Here is a 21,755-nt window from a genome sequence, read left to right on the forward strand (position 1 = left end):
TTTAATTTAAAAATGAAAACAATTTGTAAAATACATATACCCGGCCGAATGACTCTTGGGCTAGAATTTCCATTAGACAACGACTGGTCTCTTGAAGGAGAGAAAAAAAGAAAAAAACAAGGACGTCCTTTCGGGATTCCTGATATAAGCAAACACACAGAACTTATTAAACTGGCAGACAAACTTGGGTTTGCTGCTTTATGGATGCGCGAAGTTCCGGTATATGATCCGGGTTTTGGAGATGGTGCGCAAATTTTTGACACCTTATCCTATCTGGGATATGTTGCTGCCATTACCGATTCTATTGCCATTGGAACTGCGGCGGTTGTACTGCCTTTGCATGATCCGCTTCAATTGGCAAAAGCGATTGCAACTATCGAAAATTTATCTGAAAGCCGTTATCTTTTTGGTGTTGGTTTAGGTGATCGTCCTGTAGAATTTCCTCTGTTTGGATTTGATTTTGAAACCAGAGCCGAAAGATTTGCTTTAAACCATGAGATAATCAAAGAAGCCTGGAAAGAGCAAAGTGAGCTGAATCAATATTATGAAGGTTTATCCAATGAAATTCAAGTTTACCCAAAACCTAAAAATGAAATTCCGTGGATTTTAGCCGGAAGAGCAAAACAAAGTATGGACTGGATTGCTCAAAACATGCAGGGCTGGTTCAATTATCCAAGAAATGTTTCAGACACAGAAGTTTTGGTAAGAGAATGGAAAAACGCACTTTATGATAACAATCAGGCATCGAAACCTTATATATCAGCTTTCCACTTAAATCTTTTGAAAAATCCTGACGCTCCTTTTACACCGCATCGTTTTGGAGGCGCTGTTGGTATTAATGGATTAACGAAATTATTGCGTTTATATGAACTGGCAGGGGTAAACCACATGGCACTTCATTTAAGAAAATCAGAAGTTCCGGTTGAAGAAGCCCTAAAATTGATTGGACAAGAAGTTCTGCCACATTTTTATCCGCTGAATTTACAAAATTCAAATGCTTTAAGTAGTTAATGGTTAATGCCATTTGACTTTGCAGATCTTTCAAACTTTAAAATGCAATTATAGTACAAAAAAGACGCAAAAAAATCCCATTTCGAAAGAAGTGGGATTTTTTTTGATCTCGATTCGGCAATTTACAAACCATTCTATTTTGATTTGCGATTGTTTTTCTTATTTCTTCCCCACCAAATCAAAAAACCACTGACGGGAAGTAAAGCGCAAAACAAAGAAACTAAAGAAGCCAATAATTTAGTCGGAAAGCCATAAATACTTCCTGTATGAATTGCATAATTGCTGTTTCTCCATTTTGCTCCCAGCGTTTTGTCTTTATGCTTAACGGTATAATAATTTTTTGCAGAGACGCTGTTATAAGTATAAATATCAGATTCGTCCCAGCCTGAACTTCCTTCGTGTTTGATAAAAGTCGCAACCGGAACAGCTTCCTTAGTAGGTTTTTCAGGTAGTGATAAGCCAATAGAAGTCCATTTTGGAATTTTAACCTTTATATCCTGAACCATGTACTCAAAAGGATTTTGTGTATTCACAGTGTTTACTTTGGAAATTTCAGGGGTTTTGGCCCATACCTTTTCAGGATCATTACCCAGAATTCTATATATTCCGTTGGTCCACCAGTCAAATGTCCAGACCAATCCAGTAATGGCAAAAATCAGAATAAAAATAAAAGTATAAATACCGCCTATATTATGGAAGTCATAATTTTTTCGTTTCCACTTTGTGGTGCTTTTCCAACGAAACCAGACTCTTTGTTTTAAAGCTGCTTTATTTTTTGGCCACCATAAATAGATTCCGGTTAAAATTAAAACGAAAATAAACAAGGTTGAAAAACCTACTATATAATGGCCTACATCATAAGTAAGCAGCAAATTTTGATGCAGTACTCTAAGATTAAAGATCCAATCGTATCTTAAATCGACTTCTCCTAATTCTTTACCTGTATATTGATCAATATAAATATTACTGTAGCTTTTGCAATCTGAAGCTGCTGTCCAATGCGGTTCTGTATTTTCTTCGTAGCTGTTAAATACATAACTTTTTTTTGGATTATGGCTAATTGTAGCGTAATCTGCAAATGGATGTTTTAGTTTTATAGTAGCATAGAGGCTGTCAAGCGGTAGAACAGTACTCTTCACTTCAGGAACAAAAATTTTGTCTTTATGATACCAGGCAGATAATTCTTCTTCCCAGACAAAAATACTGGCCGCCAGCATGCTTACAAATACAACTAATCCGGTTACAAGCCCGAGCCATAAATGTATTTTATTTAGAAATTTTCTCATTAGTTATGTAAAGCTATTAAGTCCAATGGTATTAAGAAGGAAACCACGTAAGTTGTTTCAGCTTCATAAGATTTAATTGGTCTGCAAAACTATTATTAAAACTGTTGAGAAGCAAGATAATATTTAACTATTCTAAATAAAAATAATTACAAGTTAAAGTGCTAGTATGCATTCAGGGAAAGATCTGAAGAAAGGGAGAGATTAGGTAGTAATTCTTATACAAAGAATTTTAGCATTGTCCTTAAAACTGGACCGTTACTGTTTATTAGAATTGTTTTTTAAAAGGCAAAAAAAAATCCCACTTCGTAAGAAATGGGATTTTTGTGACCTCGACTGGATTCAAACCAGTAACCTTCTGAGCCGTAATCAGATGCGCTATTCAGTTGCGCCACGAGGCCTTTTTTTTATTATCAATAAGCTATTTTTTAGTAGCTTTGTTGATTGCTGTTTGCGGGTGCAAAGATAGACATAAATGTGAGATATACAAGCATAAAATAACATTAAATTAAAAATAAATGCAGATTAAAAATTACATACGTGATATTCAGGGATTTCCAAAAAAAGAAATTTTGTTCAAAGACATCACTCCGTTGCTAAATGACCCCATTGCCCGAAAAGAGGCGGTTTCTATTCTGGCAGAATCTTTAAAAGGGCAAAAAATCGATAAAGTAGTGGGGGCTGAAAGCAGGGGCTTCTTTTTTGGAATTTTACTGGCGCAGGAACTGAATGCGGGCTTTGTTCCTGTAAGAAAGCCAAATAAGCTACCATACGACACGATTTCGGCTTCTTACGAACTCGAATACGGTACAGACAGTTTAGAGATGCACACAGACGCGATAAAGAAAGGAGACAGGGTTTTGATTCATGATGATGTTTTAGCAACAGGCGGAACCGCAAAAGCCGTTTGTGAATTGGTAGAGCAACTAGGAGGGGAGATCGTGCAATGCAACTTTCTGATGGAACTTGGTTTTCTTAACGGAAGAGAAAAAATAAGCAAGCATCCCATCTTTGCCGCTATCACCTATTAATTCAATTTGAGAATGAAGATTAACGATTTTTGATTTTATGTTTTCTCTAACATCTAACATCTAACATTTCACATCCAACATTTTACACCTGAAATCAAAAATCTTAGGATTAGAATCTAAAAACAGATAAAAAAAATCCCAATTCTAAATTAGATTCAGAATTGGGATTTGGAATTTGATATTTGGAATTTAAAAATTTATCTTAAAGTTGCTCCAAGTTCAGTTTCAAACGTTTGCTGTAGTTTCGACATGATTTTGTCAATTTGAGCATCTGTAAGCGTTTTGGTATTGTCCTGAATGGTGAAACTCAACGCATATGATTTTTTACCTTCCGGAAGCTTGTTTCCTTCGTAAACATCAAATAGGTTGATGTCTTTTAAAAGAGATTTCTCGGTTTGTCTGGCAAGGTTAAAAATACTTTCGTACGTCGCGCTTTTATCAATCAATAAGGCCAAATCTCTGCGTACTTCAGGGTATTTTGGAATTTCGGTGTATTTAATTTTTCCGGTAATGATTTTTAAAATCAGATCCCAGTTGAAATCAGCAAAATAAACGTCCTGCTTGATTCCGAAATGTTTCAATATCGACTTTTTAATCACTCCGGTTTCTACTAAAGTTTCGTTGTTGTAGCAAATTGCCGTTCCTTCTGAAAAAACATCAGATTGTACCGGGGCATTGGTGATTTTATCAATTCCCAAACGCGACAGTACCCCTTTTACATATCCTTTTAGCAAAAAGAAATCAGTAGCTTTTTGAGGGTTGGTCCAGCTTTCTTTGTTTCGGTTTCCTGAAATCAACAAAGTAAGGTGTTTGTGCTCCTCATATCCGTTAAGATATTTGTGATATGACTTTCCGAATTCAAACAATTTTAAATCCGAGTTCTTTCTGTTGATGTTATAGGAGATCGCTTCCAATCCTGAAAACAATAAAGACTGACGCATGGTCGATAAATCACTGCTCAAAGGATTCAACATCGTAACATTGTGCTCCTCTTTTAATGCAGTCGATAATTTTGCATAAGCGGCTGTAGTTAAAGAGTTCGCCATCATTTCGTGAAACCCTTGTGAGTTCAGTTGAGACGCAATCACATTTTGTACTTTATAATCTTCGGTTCTTGGAGCGTTAGCTACCGTAGCATTGAATTTTTTAGAAAAATTAATGTTGTTGTATCCGTAAACTCTCAAGATTTCCTCGATTACGTCAATTTCACGCTGCACGTCTACACGGTAAGCAGGAATCGTTAAACCTAAGCCTGAATCTGAAACGCTATTTACTTTTATGTCTAAAGAAACCAAGATTTTTTTGATAGTATCTTTTGGAATCTCCTGTCCGATAATTTTCGAAACGTGGCTGAAATTCAATAAAACTGAAAAATCTTCTACTTTTTTAGGATAAACCTCAATAACGTCAGAAGTGATTTTTCCTCCGGCTACTTCCTGAATTAAAAGTGCAGCACGTTTTAAAGCATATTCAGTAATCGTTGGATCAATACCTCTTTCAAATCTGAAAGAAGCATCCGTATTCAGTTGATGTCTTTTGGCGGTTTTACGCACGCTTACAGCATCAAAATAAGCACTTTCAAGGAATATAGCGGTAGTTCCTTCTGTTACTCCCGATTTTTTACCTCCAAAAACCCCTGCGATGCAAAGTGGTCCTTTTTCATCACAAATCATCAGATCTTCTTTGTGTAAAGTTCTTTCCACATCGTCTAAAGTCACAAATTTAGTTCCTTCAGGAAGTGTTTTTACAATTACTTTTCCGTTGATTTTTGCTGCATCAAACGCATGCAAAGGCTGTCCTAATTCGTGTAAAACATAATTAGTAACATCGACAATATTATTTTTTGGAGTCAGTCCGATCGCTTTTAAACGGTCTTGTAACCATGCCGGAGACTCTTGAACCGTAATTCCTGAAATCGTTACTCCACAGTATCTTGGTGCTAAAAGCGGTTCTTCAACATTAACGTCAATTTTCAGCGTACGCATGTCAACTCTGAAATTGCTTACAGAAGGAGTGATCAACTCAATATTTACACCGCGTTGCAGCATTCCTGCTCTTAAATCACGGGCAGTACCCAGGTGACTCATAGCATCAGCACGGTTTGGAGTTAATCCGATTTCGAAAACTTCGTCATTAACGACTTTAAAAACTTCTGAAGCTGCAGTTCCAGGAACCAGATTCTCGGCCAAAACCATAATTCCGTCATGCCCCGTTCCTAAACCTAATTCGTCTTCGGCACAGATCATTCCATGGCTTTCCATTCCGCGGATTTTTCCTTTTTTAATGGTAAATTCAGCACCTTCTTTGTCATATAAAACAGTTCCTATCGTAGCAACAGGTACTTTTTGTCCCGCAGCAACGTTAGCAGCACCACAAACAATTTGTATAGGCGCTTCTAAACCAATATTTACAGTTGTAACTTTTAATCTGTCGGCATCAGGATGTTTTTCGCAAGTCAATACATGTCCTACAACAACACCTTGCAAACCGCCTTTGATCGATTGGTATTTTTCGACAACTTCTACTTCAAGCCCTAAATCTGTTAGTAATTCTGAAGTTTGATCAGATGGCCAGTCCGTTTTTATAAATTGTTTTAACCAATTGTAAGATATTTTCATTTTGACTTTTTTTGTTCTTGTATGAGGTTACAAATATAAGGATTGCACATTGTAGTAAGAAACAATTTATTTGCTTTTTTCAGACAGTTTTATAGTTATTAACTTAAAGGAATATTATTTTAAACATGGATAACTATTGTTTCCTATCTAGTGGAGTAGACAAAAGAAACACAATCGAAAGAAAAAGAATCTTCGAAATCTTCGAAATCTGCGAGAAAAATGAGCAAACAACTCATTTTAGTTAAATCAGTTCTTCAATGTGTTTTTTGATGTTTTCCGAGATCTTTTTTGTTGGCAGATCGTTTTCATCATCACCAAACGGATCCTCAATTTCTTCGGCAATAAGTTCTAAACTTGCCAGTACATAAAAAATAAAAACCACAACAGGCGCCACATAATATCCCAGACTTACAGAATAGCCAAAAGGTAATGTCATGGTATAAAAGAAGATGAATTTTTTGATAAAAGCACTGTAAGAGTAGGGGATAGGAGTGTTTTTGATTCTCTCGCACGCACCACAGATGTCTGTAAAAGATTGTAATTCCTCGTTTAGGATAATGAGCTGTTCTCCGCTGATTTTTTTAGCTTCGTACAGGTCGTTTACTTTCTGAAAAATTATTTTTTTTACCTGATTTGGTTTGTGTTTGTGGTGGTCAATTTCTAAATCGACATCTTCAAAAAGCTGTTTGCCGGTATCAGCATCGTGCAGGTGTTTGTGCAAAACAGAGGCATAGGCAGGGATAAACTTTCGAAAGAATTTACGATCGTTTTCCTCTTTGAGCATGGCCGAAAGTTTAATAGCCAGATTTCGACTGTTATTAACAAGGGCTCCCCAAAGTTTGCGACCTTCCCACCAACGATCGTAGGCAGTGTTGGTTCTGAAAACCAATAATAAGGATATTACAAAACCCAACATCCCGTGCATGATCGGGATGTTGGGAATATAATCGTTTTTGCCTATTTTAAAATAAGAGACTTCAAGATACCCTACTATCGAGGAGTAAACTCCGATAGCAATCATGATCGGGAGCAGTTTTCTAACGGTATCCGATTTATGAAAATGAAAGATAAAAGTAAACCAATCTTTGGTGTTGTATGAAATCATTTGAATCTGTTTTGAAACAAATTTACTTTAAAAATTAATATTTCCGGCTAATTCTTTAAGGGCAATTTCAGATAATTTTGCCTGAAATTGTGCGTTGCTGTAGCGTACTTTTGCATTCACATAATTCAGCTGAGCTGTCCTGAAATCAATAGTGGTAATGGTTCCGATTTTAAATTTGTCTAAAGTAATGTCTAAATTCTGCTTTGCAATAGTTACGTTGTCTTCCTCTAATCCAATGAGTTCCAGATTGGTTAAATAGGTTTGAAAGGCAGTGCTTAATTGCGTATTTAAAATCATGTTTTGTTGTTCTATGGCAATCTGCGAATTTTCGATTTGCAGCTTGGCTACTTTTTCATTTCGATGCTGATTTAAACCATCAAACAGGTTTAAAGTAGCGTTAAAACCGTAATTGAAACCTTTGGAAGAAGCCTGACTCGTAAAACCAAGACTGGACTGACTTTCGTTAAAGTTGTAGCCAGAAGTCAGATTTACTACTGGATAACGGTCTGCTTTGACCTGTTTTAACTGAAGTTCAGCGATTCGTTTGTTGATAATTTGGGCTTCCAAAGCAGGATTTTGTTTCTGTGCCAAATCGATTAAATCAACCAAAACGAGCTTATTGTCTACAGTAACTTCATCGGTTACGGTGAAGTTTATTTTTGGGTCACGGGCTAAGTACTGGTTCAGTAAAATTTTAGCATTAGCATAAGATTCTTTCTGTCTCAGTAAAGCAACCTGATCGGAATTTAAATCTACCTGGGCGTTCAAAACTTCCAATTTGGAAGCTTTTCCAATGCTAAAGCGATTTTGCGCCAGTGTTAGTCGCTGTTTCGAAATTACGATTGTGGTATCGAGTGCCGATAATTGCTGTTGTTGCTGTACCAGATCAAAGTAAGCGGTGTTTACCTGACCAATTTTTACCAGTATGGTTCTTTTTAATTCAGAATCCCCCAGTTTTTGTAATTCTTTAAGCTGATCCAGTCGGGCAAACATCTTCATCCCGTCAAAAACCGTCCATCCCAGACTTACTCCATAAGCCAAACTGTTGTTTTTGGCATTTTTTAAGGAGGTAGAAGTTCCGTCCTGACGTGTTTGTGAAGAGTTGGTAACACTGTTGTTGTCTGTTACCGAAGCAGTAGCCGATGGCAACATTCCGGCATTTCCAATGGTTACATTGGTTTCGCTTATTTTAGAGTTGTTTTTGGCAATCTTAATTTCGAAATTATTCTCTAAGGCGATCTTCATGGCGTCTTCGATCGTTAAGACTTCCTGCGCGCGCGTTTTTGCTGTGCAAAACAAAAATAAAACGAGACTTGTTACTATTATTTTAGCTTTCATGTGATGAAGGATTAGCTGCGGTTGGTTCTTTAAAAAGAAGGCCGAAGCTTCTATAGGTTTCAAAATTTATATCAATTATTTTGTATCTCTTTCATATTCTTCAATATGGTCAAATTCAGGATAATGTTTTCTGGCTTTAGACCACATTAAATAGATAGCCGGAATTACAAATAGGGTCAGGGCCAACGAGAAAATAGTTCCACCAACAATTACGACTCCCATACCAATTCTACTCGTAGAAGCTGCTCCAAGCGACATTGCAATAGGTAAAGCACCTAAAGCAATCGCCAAACTTGTCATTAAAATTGGACGCAGACGTGCTTCTGAGGCTTCTAAAATAGCTTCTAATTTTGGTTTTCCCTGTTCGCGCAACTGATTCGCAAATTCAACAATCAGGATACCGTTTTTGGTCACCAGTCCGATAAGCATTACGGTTCCAATCTGGCTAAAAATATTCCAGGTTTGATTGAAAAGCCACAGCGAGAATAAAGCTCCCGCAACCGCCATAGGTACTGTTAGAATAATGATTAACGGATCGATAAAACTTTCAAACTGTGCAGCAAGAATTAAAAAGATCAATAATAAAGCCAGTCCAAAAGCAAAAGAAGTGTTTGAGCTACTTTCAACAAAATCTCTTGATTCTCCACTTAAATCAGTGGTAAAAGTATCGTTCAGCACTTTCTCTTTGATTCTGTCCATTTCCTGAATACCGTCGCTAATACTTTTTCCCGGAGCCAAACCTGCTGAAACGGTTGCTGACATGTAACGGTTGTTGTGGTACAATTGCGGCGGATTACTTTGTTCTTCAATTTTAACCACGTTATCCATCTGAATCAATTCTCCACTTTTGTTTTTCACAAACATCGAAGTCAGATCCAGAGGTTTCGAACGGTCTTTTTGATCAAACTGACCAATTACCTGGTATTGTTTTCCGTTTTTGATGAAATAGCCAAAACGCTGTCCGCTTAAAGAAAGCTGTAAAGTCTGAGCGATATTAATAATTGAAATACCAAGGCTTTCTGCTTTTTCACGGTCAATACTAACGTTGATTTCCGGTTTGTTGAATTTTAAATTGACATCGGTAACCGAGAACACATCGCTTTTGCCCACTTCTTCCATAAAAACCGGAATTTTTTCTCTCAGTTTTTCAAAATTAGGAGCCTGAATGATATATTGAATCGGCAAACCACCACGTCGGTTTACAGCAATTGTAGGCTGTTGAATCACAGATGTTTTTGCATCAGGATATCGTTTGGTCATTTTAGTCAATTGATCGGCTATATCTTTCTGAGATCTTTTTCTCTGATCAGGTTCAACCAATGAAAGTCGTATAAAGCCGGAGTTGGTAGCCGAAGCACCAAAACCGGGTGCGGTAATTACCAAACTTACTTTTTTCTCCGGAATCGAATCGTCTACCAGTCTTGAAATTTCCTGCATAAAACGGTCTGTGTATTCGTAAGTCGAACCCTCAAGAGTTGTCATACGCATGGTTACAGAACTACGGTCGTCATACGGAGCGGTTTCTTTTGGCAAAATGGTAAAGAATAGATAAATGAATCCAAAACACGCAATCAGGATTGGGAAACTAAGCCATTTTTTGGCGATAAAACGATTCAAAGAATCTGCATAACCGCTGTTTAGCTTCTCAAAGAAAGGTTCAGTTCGAACATAAAACTTAGATTTTTTCTGTTCTCCGCCTTTCATCAGATAAGCGTTTAGCATTGGTGTTAGCGTCAGGGATACAAAGGCCGAAATTAATACAGCTGCCCCGATGACGACCCCGAATTCCCGAAAAAGTCGGCCTACGAAACCTTCTAAGAATATTACCGGAAGGAATACTGCCGCAAGCGTAACCGAAATAGAAATTACCGCGTAGAATATTTCATTAGACCCTTTGATTGCCGCTTCAATTGGCGACATTCCTTCTTCGACTTTTTTAAAGATATTCTCGGTAACCACAATTCCGTCATCCACCACCAGACCGGTTGCGAGTACAATTGCCAACAGGGTTAGTACGTTGATAGAGAATCCGAAAAGCCACATGATAAAAAACGTAGCAATTAAGGAAACTGGTATATCAATTAAAGGTCGGAACGCGATGGCCCAGTCTCTAAAGAATAAGTAAATAATAATGATTACCAGTATGATCGAAATCCCTAAAGTTTCGGCAACTTCGAGCACTGATTTTTTTACGAAGATGGTATTGTCAAGTGCAATATTCAGCTTGATGTCTTTTGGAAGATCCTTTTTTAAGGCTTCGTATTTTTTGTAGAATTCTGTAGAAATGTCGAGATAGTTGGCTCCCGGCATCGGTACTATAGCCAAACCAATCATCGGAAGACCGGATTGACTTAGTTTTGTTTCAATGTTTTCCGGACCTAATTCAGCTCCTCCAATATCGCTTAAACGAACAATTTTATCTCCGTTAGTACGAATGATAATGTTGTTGAATTCTTCGGGTTTTGAAAGATTTCCGACCGTTTTTACGGTTAATTCGGTATTGTTTCCGGTTAGTTTTCCTGAAGGCAATTCGACATTCTGAGCATTTAACGCATTACGAACATCAGATACGGTACATTTATAAGCCGTTAGCTTTACAGGATCAATCCACAAACGCATAGCATAACGTTTTTGTCCCCAAATTTGAACTCCGCTGACTCCCGGAATGGTTTCCAGACGTTGTGAAATAACATTTTCGGCATAATCACTCAATTCTAATGAATTTCGGGTATCACTTTGTACCGTCATCGAAATAATAGCATCACTATCAGCATCTGCTTTTGAGACTACCGGAGGAGCATCGATATCTTGTGGTAAACTTCTGATGGCTTGGGAAACCTTATCACGAACGTCGTTTGCAGCTTCTTCTAAATTTTTATCAAGGTTGAACTCGATGGTGATATTACTGCTTCCCTGATTACTGGAAGAAGTGATGTTTCGGATTCCGTCGATCGCATTTACTGCCTTTTCGAGAGGTTCTGTAATTTGCGACTCTATAATGTCAGAATTGGCTCCGGTATAATTGGTTCGGATAGAAACCTGCGCAGGGTCGATCGAAGGAAATTCCCTGACCCCTAAAAACGTATAACCAATAAAACCGAACAGAATGATTAAAAGATTCAGTACAATGGTTAAAACAGGTCTTTTTATACTTGTGGTTGATAAACTCATATGAGATTTTTGGGTTTTAGCGTTTAAATTTTAGTTTTCTAATTTTTAAACCTATGACTGTAAGACTTTGAACTTTCGGTTTTATGACTTTTTTACGTTAACTTTTACTGGAGCTTCATTTTTTAACGACATCACACTACTTGTAATTAAAGTATCTCCGGCTTTTAATCCCGATAAAATTAAAATAGAAGAGTCTGTTCTTGTAGTCGCATCCACCATAACTTCTTTGGCCTTACCATTATTGGCGATGTACACTTTTTTACCGCTTTGCACCGGAATAATTGCTTCTGAAGGCACTACGATAGCATCTTTTATAATGTTTAAAGGTAATTTTACATCGGCAAAAGTTCCCGGAAAAAGTTTTCCGTCAATATTATCGGCAATAGCACGAACTTGTAGTGTACGAGTAGCCACTTCAACTTCCGGTTCGATAGCGTATGTTTTTGCTGAATAGACTTTGTCAGAACCTGAAACGGTAAAATCAATCGATGATCCTGTTTTTACTTGTGAAGCATACTTTTCAGGAATAGAAAATGTAATTTTCAGTTTACCGGTATTTACCAATTTAGCCACCAAAATAGTAGGGGTGATGTAGGTTCCCGGCGAAATAGAACGCAAACCAATTTTTCCTGAGAAAGGAGCTTTAACCGAAGTTTTTGCAATCTGAGCTCTGATTAACTGACTTTGTGCCTGTGCAGACGCATGATCGGCTCTGGCAACATCAAATTCTTCCTGACTGATCGCTTCTTTTTGAAGCAACAGTTTGGCTCTTCTTTCATTCTCAGCAGCCAGACCTTCTCTGGTTACCGCTTGTCTTAGTTGCGCTTTCAGTTCAATATCATTTACTTTAAAAAGTACCTGACCTTTGTTTACAAAAGTACCTTCTGTGAAATAAATTCCTTCCACAATTCCCGAAACCTCGCTCCGAATTTCGATCTGTTCGTTTGCCTCAATAGACCCTGATAACGATAAATTATTATCGAAAGTGGAAGTTTTAACAATAATTCCGGTTACAGTCGTAGGAGTGTCTTTGTCTCCAAACTTTTTTGATTCGTCGTTCTTCTTTTTGTTCGATACGACTCTGTAGGCAATAAATCCTCCCAATACAATGATTAAAAGGGCATAAACAAGGTTTTTTACTTTCATAAACTTGAGGTAAATGTATTTTTTGGTGTATGTTTTTAGTAAGCTCACAAATTTAACTTTTTGTTGTGAAATCTGAAGAGCTTAGCTTTTATTTAACATTTGTACGTACAAATTTTAAACAAGGCCCTGATTAGACTGTTTTCCTTTACAATGGTTTAATGTAGAAGTGAAAAAAAATGAAAAAAAATGAAAATAAATTGTAGGGGAGTAAAATAAGGTTCGCAAAAGTCTTTTTTATGGTTTTACGCACAAAAGACGTAGAACTACGGGTTTCAAAAATAGAAAAAAACGCACAAAGCTACAATTTTGTGTATTTTGTCCGATTTTATTTGCAGTTTATCGATTTTATTTGTAACATTGATAAGCTTAAACAAAATGACATGTTTTTTATCTGACGGCTAATGTTTTTGAGGGTTAAGCGTTAAAATATGTAGATTTTTTATTTTATTCAAAGTTAAAATAGTTAAATAGTAAAGCAGTTAGTTAACAATTGTTTAGACATTTTTTAAGTTTTCACCCCAAATTCACCTGTTTATGCTAAAAAAATTACTAGTTGGTTTATGGATGGCATTGTTAGTTGCCGCTATATCGTTTTTGTTTTGGCAAAACGAATTTAAGTACAGTTTACCTACACCAGTTCCTAAAAACTACAAAGAGATAGCCGTAGGAAGTAGAGTTGACTTAAAGTGCTGCTTAGCAGACCGAAAACCTATTTTTATCCACTTTTTTAATCCTGACTGCCCTTGTTCGCGTTTTAACATTCCTCATGTAAGCGAGCTCATTAAGAAATATGGTGATCAGATTAATTTTAAAATCGTAGTACTCAATAAAGAGAAAACATTTACCATAGAAGAAATTCAGGATAAGTTTGATGCTAAGATTCCGGTTTACTTTGATCAGAGTATTGCCAAAAACTGTGGTGTATTCTCCACTCCGCAGGCTGTGCTGCTGGACGGCTCACAGCAGCTGTATTATCGCGGAAACTACAATAAAACCAGGTACTGCACGAATGCCGACAGTAATTATGCTCAAATGGCAATTGATGCTCTATTAAAACAAAATCACTCCCCTTCGTTTGATGCTTTGGCTCTGAGAGCCTACGGATGTTCGCTACCAAAATGCAATAAATAAACCAAATTCTTAACCTAAATCATTTTAATTTATGAAAACAAGAGCCAGTTTGAATGAACAAGATTATTTGCACAATTTTATGTCGACAATGACACAAAGATCAGACACCATTATCAATTATGTATTAGCGATTTATTTTCTTCTCGGAATTGCTTTAGCCTTTAAATACGATACGTTTGAGGTTGGAGTGGGAGTAGGTCTTCTGAATTTGTTACTGTATTATTCGGCAAAGTTTTTCTTCAAAAAATCTAACTTTTATCAATATGTGCTGGCCATTGTTTTGGCTATATTTATGGCGCAATATATTTATCAGATGCACGGTTTGTTCGAAATGCATTTTACCGTTTTTATCGCCAGTACAATTTTGATTATCTATCAAAACTGGAAACTGCAAATTCCTTTAACGCTTTTAGTGGTATTGCATCACGGAGCTTTAGCCTATATGCAAAATACGGTTTTCAACGATCCAAAAGGACTGCAGCTGTACTTTTCGCAGGTTAATTTTGATTTGGAAACCTTTCTAATCCACGTTGTCTTGGCGGCCGTAGTATTTTTCATGAACGGCTACTGGGCTTATTATTTTAAAGAACACAGTCAGAATCACATCTCTAAAATATCAGACGAGTACGAATTGGAGAACATGAAACTGGCTTCGGCAAAATACAGTTCGCTAACCGCTACTAAGGATTACAACGATTTTATTCACAGAACTACGCTGGATTTAAAACTACCGGTAAGCTCAGTACTTAAGCTTATTGATGTTTCGAAAGGACATACAGACAATGATAAATTGTTGAGTTATCTTGAAATGATGCGTGAAAGCGCCAAGAAAATAGACGACCTGGTAAACGATATTCATGTGAAATCAACCGATACCAGAAGTTAGAATAAAGATATTTAGTGTATTAAAAATCAGTTACTTATTTTGAATACACTTAAAAAAAAAATACAGGCCCAAGGCAAAAGGATGATTGCTTACTAATTTTAAATACAGGACTTATGGACAACAGAATTACCCGCCCGATTCCATCAGACAGAGAGGTCGACTGGATCAGAACCAAAGTGTTATTAAGTAAAACCGATACAAAAGGAACTATTTTATATGCAAACGAAGCGTTTATTGACGTTTCGGGATATGATGAGCATGAATTAATCGGTCACGCTCATAATATAGTGCGACATCCTGATATGCCCAAAGTGATTTTTAAATTCTTATGGGACAGTATCAAATCAAGTCAGAACATCCATGTCATTATCAAAAATATGTCTAAAACAGGGCGATATTATTGGGTTGTAACCGATTTTAAAATTATAGCTGATGGTGATGGAGAAATTGTTGGTTATTTCGGAACCAGAAAGGCGGTACCGGATGAAATTATCACAAAATTTATTGAGCCTTTGTACAAAAAATTGCTGCACATTGAAGAAGCAAGCGGGATAGGTGCTGCCGAAGACTATTTGATTGGCTTTTTAGAAGAGCGCAAAAAAACGTACACCGAGTATGTAGATCATTTGATCGCTACAGGCAAAGACGATAAAAACAAAATAAGCAAAGGGCTTTTTAGTGGTCTTTTTGAAAAGAAATCGGCTCCTAAAAAATAAATTCAGGCAGAATTATATACTTCATTGTAAGAGACTAAGATATTCGACTTCCAAAAATTTGTCCCCCAACGAATTTAAATCACCAAAAACATCGGTCGTTGAATTTTTACTCTTTATTACAGTGAAGTATTTTTTTTTACCCAAATGCGGTAAAACGCTAGTAATCAGGTATAAAAAAGAAAAAAAAACCTCAGAACCTTAGCATCTTAGCACCTCAGTACCTTGCTAACTAATATAATTCCAAATATTCTTCTTTTTCGTCAGCTCGATAAAAACAGCTTTAAGAATGGCGTGTTCCGGTTTTTGAAGTGGACCGTCTTCTTTTAAAATCTTCATAGCATAGTTACGGGCCGTACTTAAAATATCCCTGTCACGGACTATATCGGCTATCTGAAGGTTTAAAACACCGCTTTGCTGAGTCCCCATTAAATCACCCGGGCCGCGCAGCTTAAGATCTACTTCGGCTATTTCGAACCCATCGTTAGTCTGAACCATTGTTTCCATACGGGTTTTACTGTCAGAGCTCAACTTGAAACTCGTCATCAGTATGCAATAACTTTGTTCTGCTCCACGTCCCACACGCCCTCGGAGCTGATGCAGCTGAGACAATCCGAAACGTTCGGCACTTTCGATAATCATTACACTCGCGTTGGGTACATTAACACCTACTTCAATTACGGTTGTCGCCACCATAATGTTGGTTTTGCCTTCCGAAAAGCGTTTCATTTCAGCCTCTTTGTCGGCAGGTTTCATTTTTCCATGTAAGATCGAAATGGAATATTGCGGCAATGGAAAATCACGGGAAATACTCTCGTAGCCGTCCATCAGATCTTTAAAATCCATTTTTTCCGATTCCTGAATCAAAGGATAAACGATATAAATTTGTCTTCCCAGGGCAATTTCGTCGCGCAGGAATTTCCATACTTTCAAACGATTGCTATCGTATCGATGAACGGTTTGAATAGGCTTTCGTCCCGGAGGCAATTCGTCAATTACAGAAATATCCAAATCACCGTACAAACTCATCGCTAAAGTTCGCGGAATAGGGGTAGCGGTCATCACCAAAACGTGTGGCGGAATCTCATTCTTCTTCCACAATTTCGAACGTTGTTCTACGCCAAAACGATGCTGTTCGTCAATTACAGCCAGACCTAAATTTTGAAACTTAACCTTATCTTCCAAAAGTGCATGTGTACCAATTAAGATCTGCAAGCTTCCGTTTTCGAGTTCTTCATGAATGACCTTTCTGGCTGCAGTTTTACTTGAACCAGTTAGAAGTTTTATGTTGATATTTAGTGTTTTAGCTAATTCTGATAATCCGATAAAATGCTGATTGGCAAGGATTTCTGTTGGAGCCATCAGACAAGCTTGGAAGCCATTGTCTATAGCCAAAAGCATACTCATAAAAGCGACAATCGTTTTTCCGGAACCTACGTCACCTTGCAACAATCGATTCATTTGGGCATTACTTCCCATGTCGGAGTGAATTTCTTTCACCACTCTTTTTTGAGCGTTCGTTAGCTGAAAGGGCAGGTGATGCTGGTAAAACTCATTAAAAAATTCACCCACTTTTACAAAAGGATGCCCTTTGATTTTATGCTTCCGAATGAGATTTTTGGTGATTAACTGCAGTTGTATAAAAAACAGCTCTTCAAATTTTAATCGATATTGGGCTTTAGCTAAAGCATCGGTACTTTTTGGAAAATGAATGTTAAACAGAGCAGCTCTCTTTGAAATAAGTCTTAACTCTTCGATTAAATAGGCCGGAAAAGTTTCTGTAAACAAAGCCTGAGTTTCCAGAAACAATTGCTCCATTAATTTGTTAATGGTTCGGTTTGAGATGCCTTTATTGGCCAGTGTTTCTGTTGATGGATAAACCGGCTGCATGGCCGAGCGAAGACTTCTTTCGTGCTCGCTCCACAATTCGATTTCGGGATGCGCCATACTGAACTGGCTTCCATACAACGAGCATTTTCCAAAAATCACACAAACTTCATTCAGTTTCAAACTCTCGCGAACCCATTTGTGTCCTTGAAACCAATTCAAGTCAATTTGCCCTGTATCATCTACAAAAGTAGCCACCAGACGTTTTTTGTTCTTCGCAAATTCAACGGTTTTAATGTTGATTATCTTTCCAATAATCTGCACCTCAGAACCGGTATTTTGCAGTTCATTAATTTTATAATAACGCGTCCTGTCAATATACCTGTTGGGGTAAAAATTAACTAAATCTCCATACTTATGAATTCCCAATTCCTTACGAAGCAGCTGCCCACGACTGGGACCAACGCCTTTTAGGTATTCGATTGGGGTTTCAAGGAGATTGTTAGACATGTAGTGATTTTAGATTTTAGATTGGTAGATTGTAGAGCCAAGAGTCAAGATTATAGAACCAAGAATATAGAATTTACTCTATCTTCTTTGTTCTTGACTCTATTTTTTCGTTCTATTTTCTTTCCTAACTGCGAAGATATATTTTAATTGGGAAATTTGAAAGTCGAAATTGTGCGTTTGCTATTTTGAAAAACAAAGATAATAAGTAGATTTGTTAAGATGTTTAAGACAATTAGCCCTTACTATGACTAACGAAGAAAAAGTTCCTTTTGAAACCATGACCTTTGCAGGTGTTGCATTCAAAGTGATCAATCGACACGAAGCACATACTATTATTGGAGATCTTACCGATTTTAACAATCAGAAAATATACAACGTTTTTGAAGACAGCTGGCGTTTTCCCGACTACGAAGAAAATCCGATATTTCTACTAGCTGAAGAAGATGTAGAAATGGATTCGTTTGAGATGGATTATAGTACAGAAGAACAGCCAGATGTTTTTATACTTGGATTTATTTTCAAAGGAAATCTAACAGTGGGGAAATGTATAAGTTCTTATGACACTGATAATTCACCGGCCCTAATCGTTTTAGGAGAAACGATTACAACAAACATTACTTTGTTTGGAAGTGTTCACTATTTGGGAGGTGGCTTAAAATGTGATTCGCTTATAGGAGAATACAACCACGGAGAGCTCTTTGTTAAAGGTGATGTTACAGCCTGGCTGATCTACAGCGATGATATGTGGATGCATTTTGAACGGTTTACCAATGTTCAGGCAATTGTTAATGTAAGCCGACCTGATGTTTTAATTTGCAGTAATCTAACTACGGCCGAAGGATCAATTATAACAGTAGAAAATTATCTGCCATCAACGCATAAATTAAGCGATATTATAAACGATTCTTTTATAGAGCAAACCCAATATGGTACAGAGATTCTAGGAAATAATTATTATGAGGAAGCCTTTAAAAAAGGGCTATCCATTATTGATTATAACAAAACCGAAAAGTATCAGTACAGCAATTTCCGAAATCAATTTGTAAATTTAATTGAAGTTTTATCCGAAAAAGAAGAGTTTAAAAACGACGAAAGGCTTTATCGCCACATCGATGGCACCACGTACTTGTTTATTTCTTTTGATTATGAAGGAATGAAATACAGTCAGATTTCAGAAGAAATCGAAAACGGTTTTAATATCAGAATGCGTGGATTGTGGTGTCATGATACGGAGAAAATTACATTACTTCTTGAATATCTTGATGAAGAGGGAGATCCAAAATACCAATGGATGAACGACGAAACTGCAGTCGGAATTGAATTTTATGGTATAAAACGAGCAGTCTTAAAAGCTTTTGAAGTACTTACTGAAGAACCTGTTGAAAAAGAAGAAAGCGACGAAACCGAATATGCTGAATACGACAGTAGTTTTTCATTAGAAGAATTCTCAGTTCAGTTTGGTAATTATGTTTTGCCTGCAGATTTAGTGAAATTATATAAATTCGAGCAAGAATATGGGGTAGAAAGCTATTCAGAATGTTTTGGTTTGACCATAACAGAGGACAAAACCGGCATAAAAACATGGTCGGAAGAAGAAGAATTTTACAACAGTTTTATTGAATTTGCAGGGGCAAACGGATCAGGAAGTTCGTATGCATATTGGCTCATAGACGGTGATTTAAATAAGTGTCCGATAGTGGTTTTTGGTGACGAAGGCGGAATTCATGTGGTGGCCGAAAATACTCGTGAATTAATACATCTGTTAACTTTTGATACCGAAATTTCAGTTGATTTTGATTCGGCTTATTTTTATAAGGATGAAGAATATTATGAAGAAAGTGAAAATAAGGAAGTCTTTGAACAATGGGTGAAAAAAGAATTTAATCTTGACGCCATAACTTCAAACGAAGAAACGGACGAAATTGTAAATCAGGCAAAAGAGAAGTACAAAACACAACTAAATGATTTTTTAGTACGGTTTGGTATCGAAGTAGGCGAAGAGGACGAATAGTTGAGATAGCTATAAGTTTTGCCAAAAGAGCAGAAAAGAATTGAAATCTTTATCTTTGAACAAAAAACAAAAAGAATGATAACACATTTAGCACTTTTACGCGGTATTAACGTTTCCGGTCACAACATGATGAAAATGGAGGCTTTGAAAACGATGTTAGAAAATATCGGCTTTCAAAACGTACGTACCTATCTACAGTCCGGCAATGTATTTGTTGATACAGAAGAAGAAAGCGCTTCTAAAGTAGGTTTTATGATCAAACAGGAAATTTTTAAGGTTTTTGGGCACGAAGTTCCTGTGGTCGTTATCACTAAAAAAGATTTAGAATTGTGTTTTGAAAACAACCCATTTTTGAAAGAAAAAGATATTGATACCAAAAAGCTCTATGTCGCTTTTGTTTCAGTTGCCTTAAAAAACGAAAACATAAACGATCTTAAAATTAGCCAGTTCAAGCCGGATGAAGCAAGTATCGACGGAAATAAAATTTTTATCAAATATGCCGTTGGAGCCGGAAAAACGAGGTTCGATCAAAAATATATAGAGAAAAAACTAAATGTAACAGCCACAATTAGAAACTGGAACACCGTTACTAACTTGCTGAACATGTATTCTTAGTTAATTAGATAATGTGCCAATGAGATAATGTGTCAATGAAGTAATTTTCTAATTGACTAATTGCCACATTATCTAATTATCTCATTAACCTCTTAGCCATTTTAGCATTGTTGGAAACGGAGGCTTACTTTCTTCAAGAGCACGATCGTTTCCTAAAGTAAGTCCAATCCATTCTAGAAAAGGCAATCCGATGTAATTTTTAGCTTTAAAACTGGAAATCAGCCATTCGGAATCATTCTTGTAGCCGTTAGGATGGAATACCAGTTCGAGAGGCAATTCTAAATGAGTACATGCGGCAAATGACCATAAAATAGCTGCCATTTCTTCGGCTTCAGTAGGCCAGTTGGAAGCTATCTTATCAGTACCCACAATTTCTCTTTCAGCAGGAGAGGCAACAGCCAAATGCCCGGCTTCGTGTAAAATATCACCCGGATATAATAATTTGCCGTAATCAATAAAGATACAATTGGGGCCCAAATCCAAACCGGGCAGAAAAGTGTCATTCAGTTCCTTTTCAATTACATCTATCCCGATTTCATTAAGAAAAGATAAAATTTTCTCTACTTCTGAATTTTCTTTCGTGAACATATTCTCATTTTAAATCAAATCGCAATACCAAAACCCATAATCAAAAGCATCGCTGGAACTGGTGTCACAAGCAGTGTTTGAGGACTCTTGTGTTTTAGGTTTTTCATATTTGCGGTAAACAATTTCGCCAATTTCAAAAGGTACAGGCGTTGAGAAAATCGGGCCGTCAAAAGTAAAAGTATGAAACTCACCATTTTCACCACACACATCGACATTTTCAGGTAAATCCTTAATAAAATCGGCATCGATAATTCGGCCCACAAAACTTTTGTCTAAATAGCGTTCGTTAACACAAACTACAATCGTTTTAAAACCCAGAGAAATGAATTCCTGTATTAAATCACTCGTAGGGATCTTCCAAAGCGGAAAAACACCTTCAAACCCAATCTTCTCCAATTGACTTTCGCGATACTTACGCAAATCTTCCAGAAAAATATCTCCAAAAACAGAATGTGTGATTCCCTGCTCTTTTAATTCTGTCAGGGTTTCTGTCATAACACTCTCGTATGCTTCCATCGTAGGCATTTCAGGGATCTCCATAACCTTGAGTGGCAAACCAAGACTTTTAGCCTGTGCTTCGAGCAGTTCAACACGAACACCATGCATCGAAATACGCTGGTATTTTTGATTGACGCTTGTGAGTAAACACTCAATTTTAAAATCAGGATTTTGGAGAATTTTGTATAAAGCAAGAGCAGAATCTTTTCCGCTACTCCAGTTAAATAAGGCTTTTTTAGATATTGACACGCTGCTGTAATTTTGTGTCGTAAA

At 36.9% G+C, this 21,755-nt stretch carries 16 protein-coding genes and 1 tRNA gene; 7 read left to right on the forward strand and 10 right to left on the reverse strand.

Annotated elements, in window-relative coordinates; all coding sequences use genetic code 11:
- The first annotated feature begins 12 nt into the window (after nt 1-12).
- Nucleotides 13-1,011, forward strand: coding sequence for a TIGR03571 family LLM class oxidoreductase (locus tag ACN1CN_RS00665; protein ID WP_419134284.1), 999 nt, complete (start codon nt 13-15; stop codon nt 1,009-1,011).
- 134 nt (nt 1,012-1,145) lie between these two features.
- Here the strand turns inward: ACN1CN_RS00665 and ACN1CN_RS00670 are convergent, their stop codons facing one another.
- Nucleotides 1,146-2,297: a PepSY-associated TM helix domain-containing protein gene (locus tag ACN1CN_RS00670; protein ID WP_419134285.1), complete on the reverse strand. Its 1,152-nt coding sequence runs from the start codon at nt 2,295-2,297 to the stop codon at nt 1,146-1,148.
- A gap of 324 nt (nt 2,298-2,621) precedes the next feature.
- Nucleotides 2,622-2,695 (reverse strand) — tRNA-Arg (locus ACN1CN_RS00675).
- A gap of 117 nt (nt 2,696-2,812) precedes the next feature.
- Between ACN1CN_RS00675 and ACN1CN_RS00680 the strand changes: the two genes are divergently transcribed.
- Nucleotides 2,813-3,325 carry an adenine phosphoribosyltransferase gene (locus tag ACN1CN_RS00680; RefSeq protein ID WP_264523990.1) on the forward strand — a complete coding sequence of 171 codons (513 nt, stop codon included), beginning with the start codon at nt 2,813-2,815 and terminating at the stop codon, nt 3,323-3,325.
- Between the two features lie 197 nt (nt 3,326-3,522).
- On the opposite strand, the gene pheT is transcribed toward ACN1CN_RS00680, so the two are convergent.
- The 5 genes from pheT to ACN1CN_RS00705 form a co-directional block, all read right to left on the reverse strand.
- Nucleotides 3,523-5,943 (reverse strand): phenylalanine--tRNA ligase subunit beta, encoded by a 2,421-nt coding sequence (pheT, locus tag ACN1CN_RS00685; RefSeq protein WP_419134286.1) that lies wholly within the window; start codon nt 5,941-5,943, stop codon nt 3,523-3,525.
- Between the two features lie 241 nt (nt 5,944-6,184).
- Nucleotides 6,185-7,048 (reverse strand): bestrophin family protein, encoded by an 864-nt coding sequence (locus ACN1CN_RS00690; RefSeq protein ID WP_264523988.1) that lies wholly within the window; start codon nt 7,046-7,048, stop codon nt 6,185-6,187.
- Nucleotides 7,049-7,075: 27 nt separating this feature from the next.
- Nucleotides 7,076-8,386, reverse strand: a complete 1,311-nt coding sequence (locus tag ACN1CN_RS00695) for a TolC family protein (RefSeq protein WP_291286290.1) — start codon at nt 8,384-8,386, stop codon at nt 7,076-7,078.
- A 75-nt stretch (nt 8,387-8,461) separates the two neighbouring features.
- Complete coding sequence (locus ACN1CN_RS00700) at nt 8,462-11,557, reverse strand: efflux RND transporter permease subunit (RefSeq protein ID WP_419134287.1); 3,096 nt, start codon at nt 11,555-11,557, stop codon at nt 8,462-8,464.
- Between the two features lie 81 nt (nt 11,558-11,638).
- Nucleotides 11,639-12,703, reverse strand: coding sequence for an efflux RND transporter periplasmic adaptor subunit (locus tag ACN1CN_RS00705; protein ID WP_419134759.1), 1,065 nt, complete (start codon nt 12,701-12,703; stop codon nt 11,639-11,641).
- A gap of 534 nt (nt 12,704-13,237) precedes the next feature.
- On the opposite strand from ACN1CN_RS00705, the gene ACN1CN_RS00710 reads away from it, so the two are divergent.
- From ACN1CN_RS00710 to ACN1CN_RS00720, 3 genes are all read left to right on the forward strand, one after another.
- Nucleotides 13,238-13,834 carry a TlpA family protein disulfide reductase gene (locus ACN1CN_RS00710; RefSeq protein ID WP_419134288.1) on the forward strand — a complete coding sequence of 199 codons (597 nt, stop codon included), beginning with the start codon at nt 13,238-13,240 and terminating at the stop codon, nt 13,832-13,834.
- A gap of 31 nt (nt 13,835-13,865) precedes the next feature.
- A complete protein-coding gene (locus tag ACN1CN_RS00715) occupies nt 13,866-14,720 on the forward strand; it encodes a hypothetical protein (RefSeq protein ID WP_264523983.1) in 855 nt (284 codons plus the stop codon).
- 113 nt (nt 14,721-14,833) lie between these two features.
- The gene (locus tag ACN1CN_RS00720; protein ID WP_291286288.1) at nt 14,834-15,436 is read left to right on the forward strand and encodes a PAS domain-containing protein; all 603 of its coding nucleotides are present in this window, start codon (nt 14,834-14,836) and stop codon (nt 15,434-15,436) included.
- 225 nt (nt 15,437-15,661) lie between these two features.
- Here the strand turns inward: ACN1CN_RS00720 and recG are convergent, their stop codons facing one another.
- Nucleotides 15,662-17,770: an ATP-dependent DNA helicase RecG gene (gene recG, locus ACN1CN_RS00725; protein ID WP_419134289.1), complete on the reverse strand. Its 2,109-nt coding sequence runs from the start codon at nt 17,768-17,770 to the stop codon at nt 15,662-15,664.
- Nucleotides 17,771-18,014: 244 nt separating this feature from the next.
- Here recG and ACN1CN_RS00730 point away from each other — a divergent pair, with 244 nt between their 5' ends.
- Nucleotides 18,015-19,781: a hypothetical protein gene (locus tag ACN1CN_RS00730; protein WP_419134290.1), complete on the forward strand. Its 1,767-nt coding sequence runs from the start codon at nt 18,015-18,017 to the stop codon at nt 19,779-19,781.
- Nucleotides 19,782-19,856: 75 nt separating this feature from the next.
- On the forward strand, nt 19,857-20,396 hold the full coding sequence (locus ACN1CN_RS00735) for a DUF1697 domain-containing protein (protein WP_419134291.1): 540 nt from the start codon (nt 19,857-19,859) through the stop codon (nt 20,394-20,396).
- Between the two features lie 84 nt (nt 20,397-20,480).
- Here ACN1CN_RS00735 and ACN1CN_RS00740 read toward each other — a convergent pair whose 3' ends face one another.
- Both ACN1CN_RS00740 and ACN1CN_RS00745 read right to left on the reverse strand, forming a co-directional pair.
- Nucleotides 20,481-20,984: a hypothetical protein gene (locus ACN1CN_RS00740; protein WP_419134292.1), complete on the reverse strand. Its 504-nt coding sequence runs from the start codon at nt 20,982-20,984 to the stop codon at nt 20,481-20,483.
- A 9-nt stretch (nt 20,985-20,993) separates the two neighbouring features.
- Nucleotides 20,994-21,725: a diphthine--ammonia ligase gene (locus tag ACN1CN_RS00745; RefSeq protein ID WP_419134760.1), complete on the reverse strand. Its 732-nt coding sequence runs from the start codon at nt 21,723-21,725 to the stop codon at nt 20,994-20,996.
- Nucleotides 21,726-21,755: the final 30 nt, after the last annotated feature.

The sequence above is a fragment of the Flavobacterium sp. T12S277 genome, assembly GCF_048514875.1.
Classification (GTDB): domain Bacteria; phylum Bacteroidota; class Bacteroidia; order Flavobacteriales; family Flavobacteriaceae; genus Flavobacterium.

Coding starts and splice junctions, on each gene's coding strand:
- ACN1CN_RS00705 (WP_419134759.1), bottom strand. CDS start 12,703: ATGAAAGTAAAAAACCTTGTTTATGCCCTTTTAATCATTGTATTGGGA.
- ACN1CN_RS00710 (WP_419134288.1), top strand. CDS start 13,238: ATGCTAAAAAAATTACTAGTTGGTTTATGGATGGCATTGTTAGTTGCC.
- ACN1CN_RS00720 (WP_291286288.1), top strand. CDS start 14,834: ATGGACAACAGAATTACCCGCCCGATTCCATCAGACAGAGAGGTCGAC.
- pheT (WP_419134286.1), bottom strand. CDS start 5,943: ATGAAAATATCTTACAATTGGTTAAAACAATTTATAAAAACGGACTGG.
- ACN1CN_RS00715 (WP_264523983.1), top strand. CDS start 13,866: ATGAAAACAAGAGCCAGTTTGAATGAACAAGATTATTTGCACAATTTT.
- ACN1CN_RS00680 (WP_264523990.1), top strand. CDS start 2,813: ATGCAGATTAAAAATTACATACGTGATATTCAGGGATTTCCAAAAAAA.
- ACN1CN_RS00740 (WP_419134292.1), bottom strand. CDS start 20,984: ATGTTCACGAAAGAAAATTCAGAAGTAGAGAAAATTTTATCTTTTCTT.
- ACN1CN_RS00700 (WP_419134287.1), bottom strand. CDS start 11,557: ATGAGTTTATCAACCACAAGTATAAAAAGACCTGTTTTAACCATTGTA.
- ACN1CN_RS00735 (WP_419134291.1), top strand. CDS start 19,857: ATGATAACACATTTAGCACTTTTACGCGGTATTAACGTTTCCGGTCAC.
- ACN1CN_RS00670 (WP_419134285.1), bottom strand. CDS start 2,297: ATGAGAAAATTTCTAAATAAAATACATTTATGGCTCGGGCTTGTAACC.
- recG (WP_419134289.1), bottom strand. CDS start 17,770: ATGTCTAACAATCTCCTTGAAACCCCAATCGAATACCTAAAAGGCGTT.
- ACN1CN_RS00695 (WP_291286290.1), bottom strand. CDS start 8,386: ATGAAAGCTAAAATAATAGTAACAAGTCTCGTTTTATTTTTGTTTTGC.
- ACN1CN_RS00690 (WP_264523988.1), bottom strand. CDS start 7,048: ATGATTTCATACAACACCAAAGATTGGTTTACTTTTATCTTTCATTTT.
- ACN1CN_RS00730 (WP_419134290.1), top strand. CDS start 18,015: ATGACTAACGAAGAAAAAGTTCCTTTTGAAACCATGACCTTTGCAGGT.
- ACN1CN_RS00665 (WP_419134284.1), top strand. CDS start 13: ATGAAAACAATTTGTAAAATACATATACCCGGCCGAATGACTCTTGGG.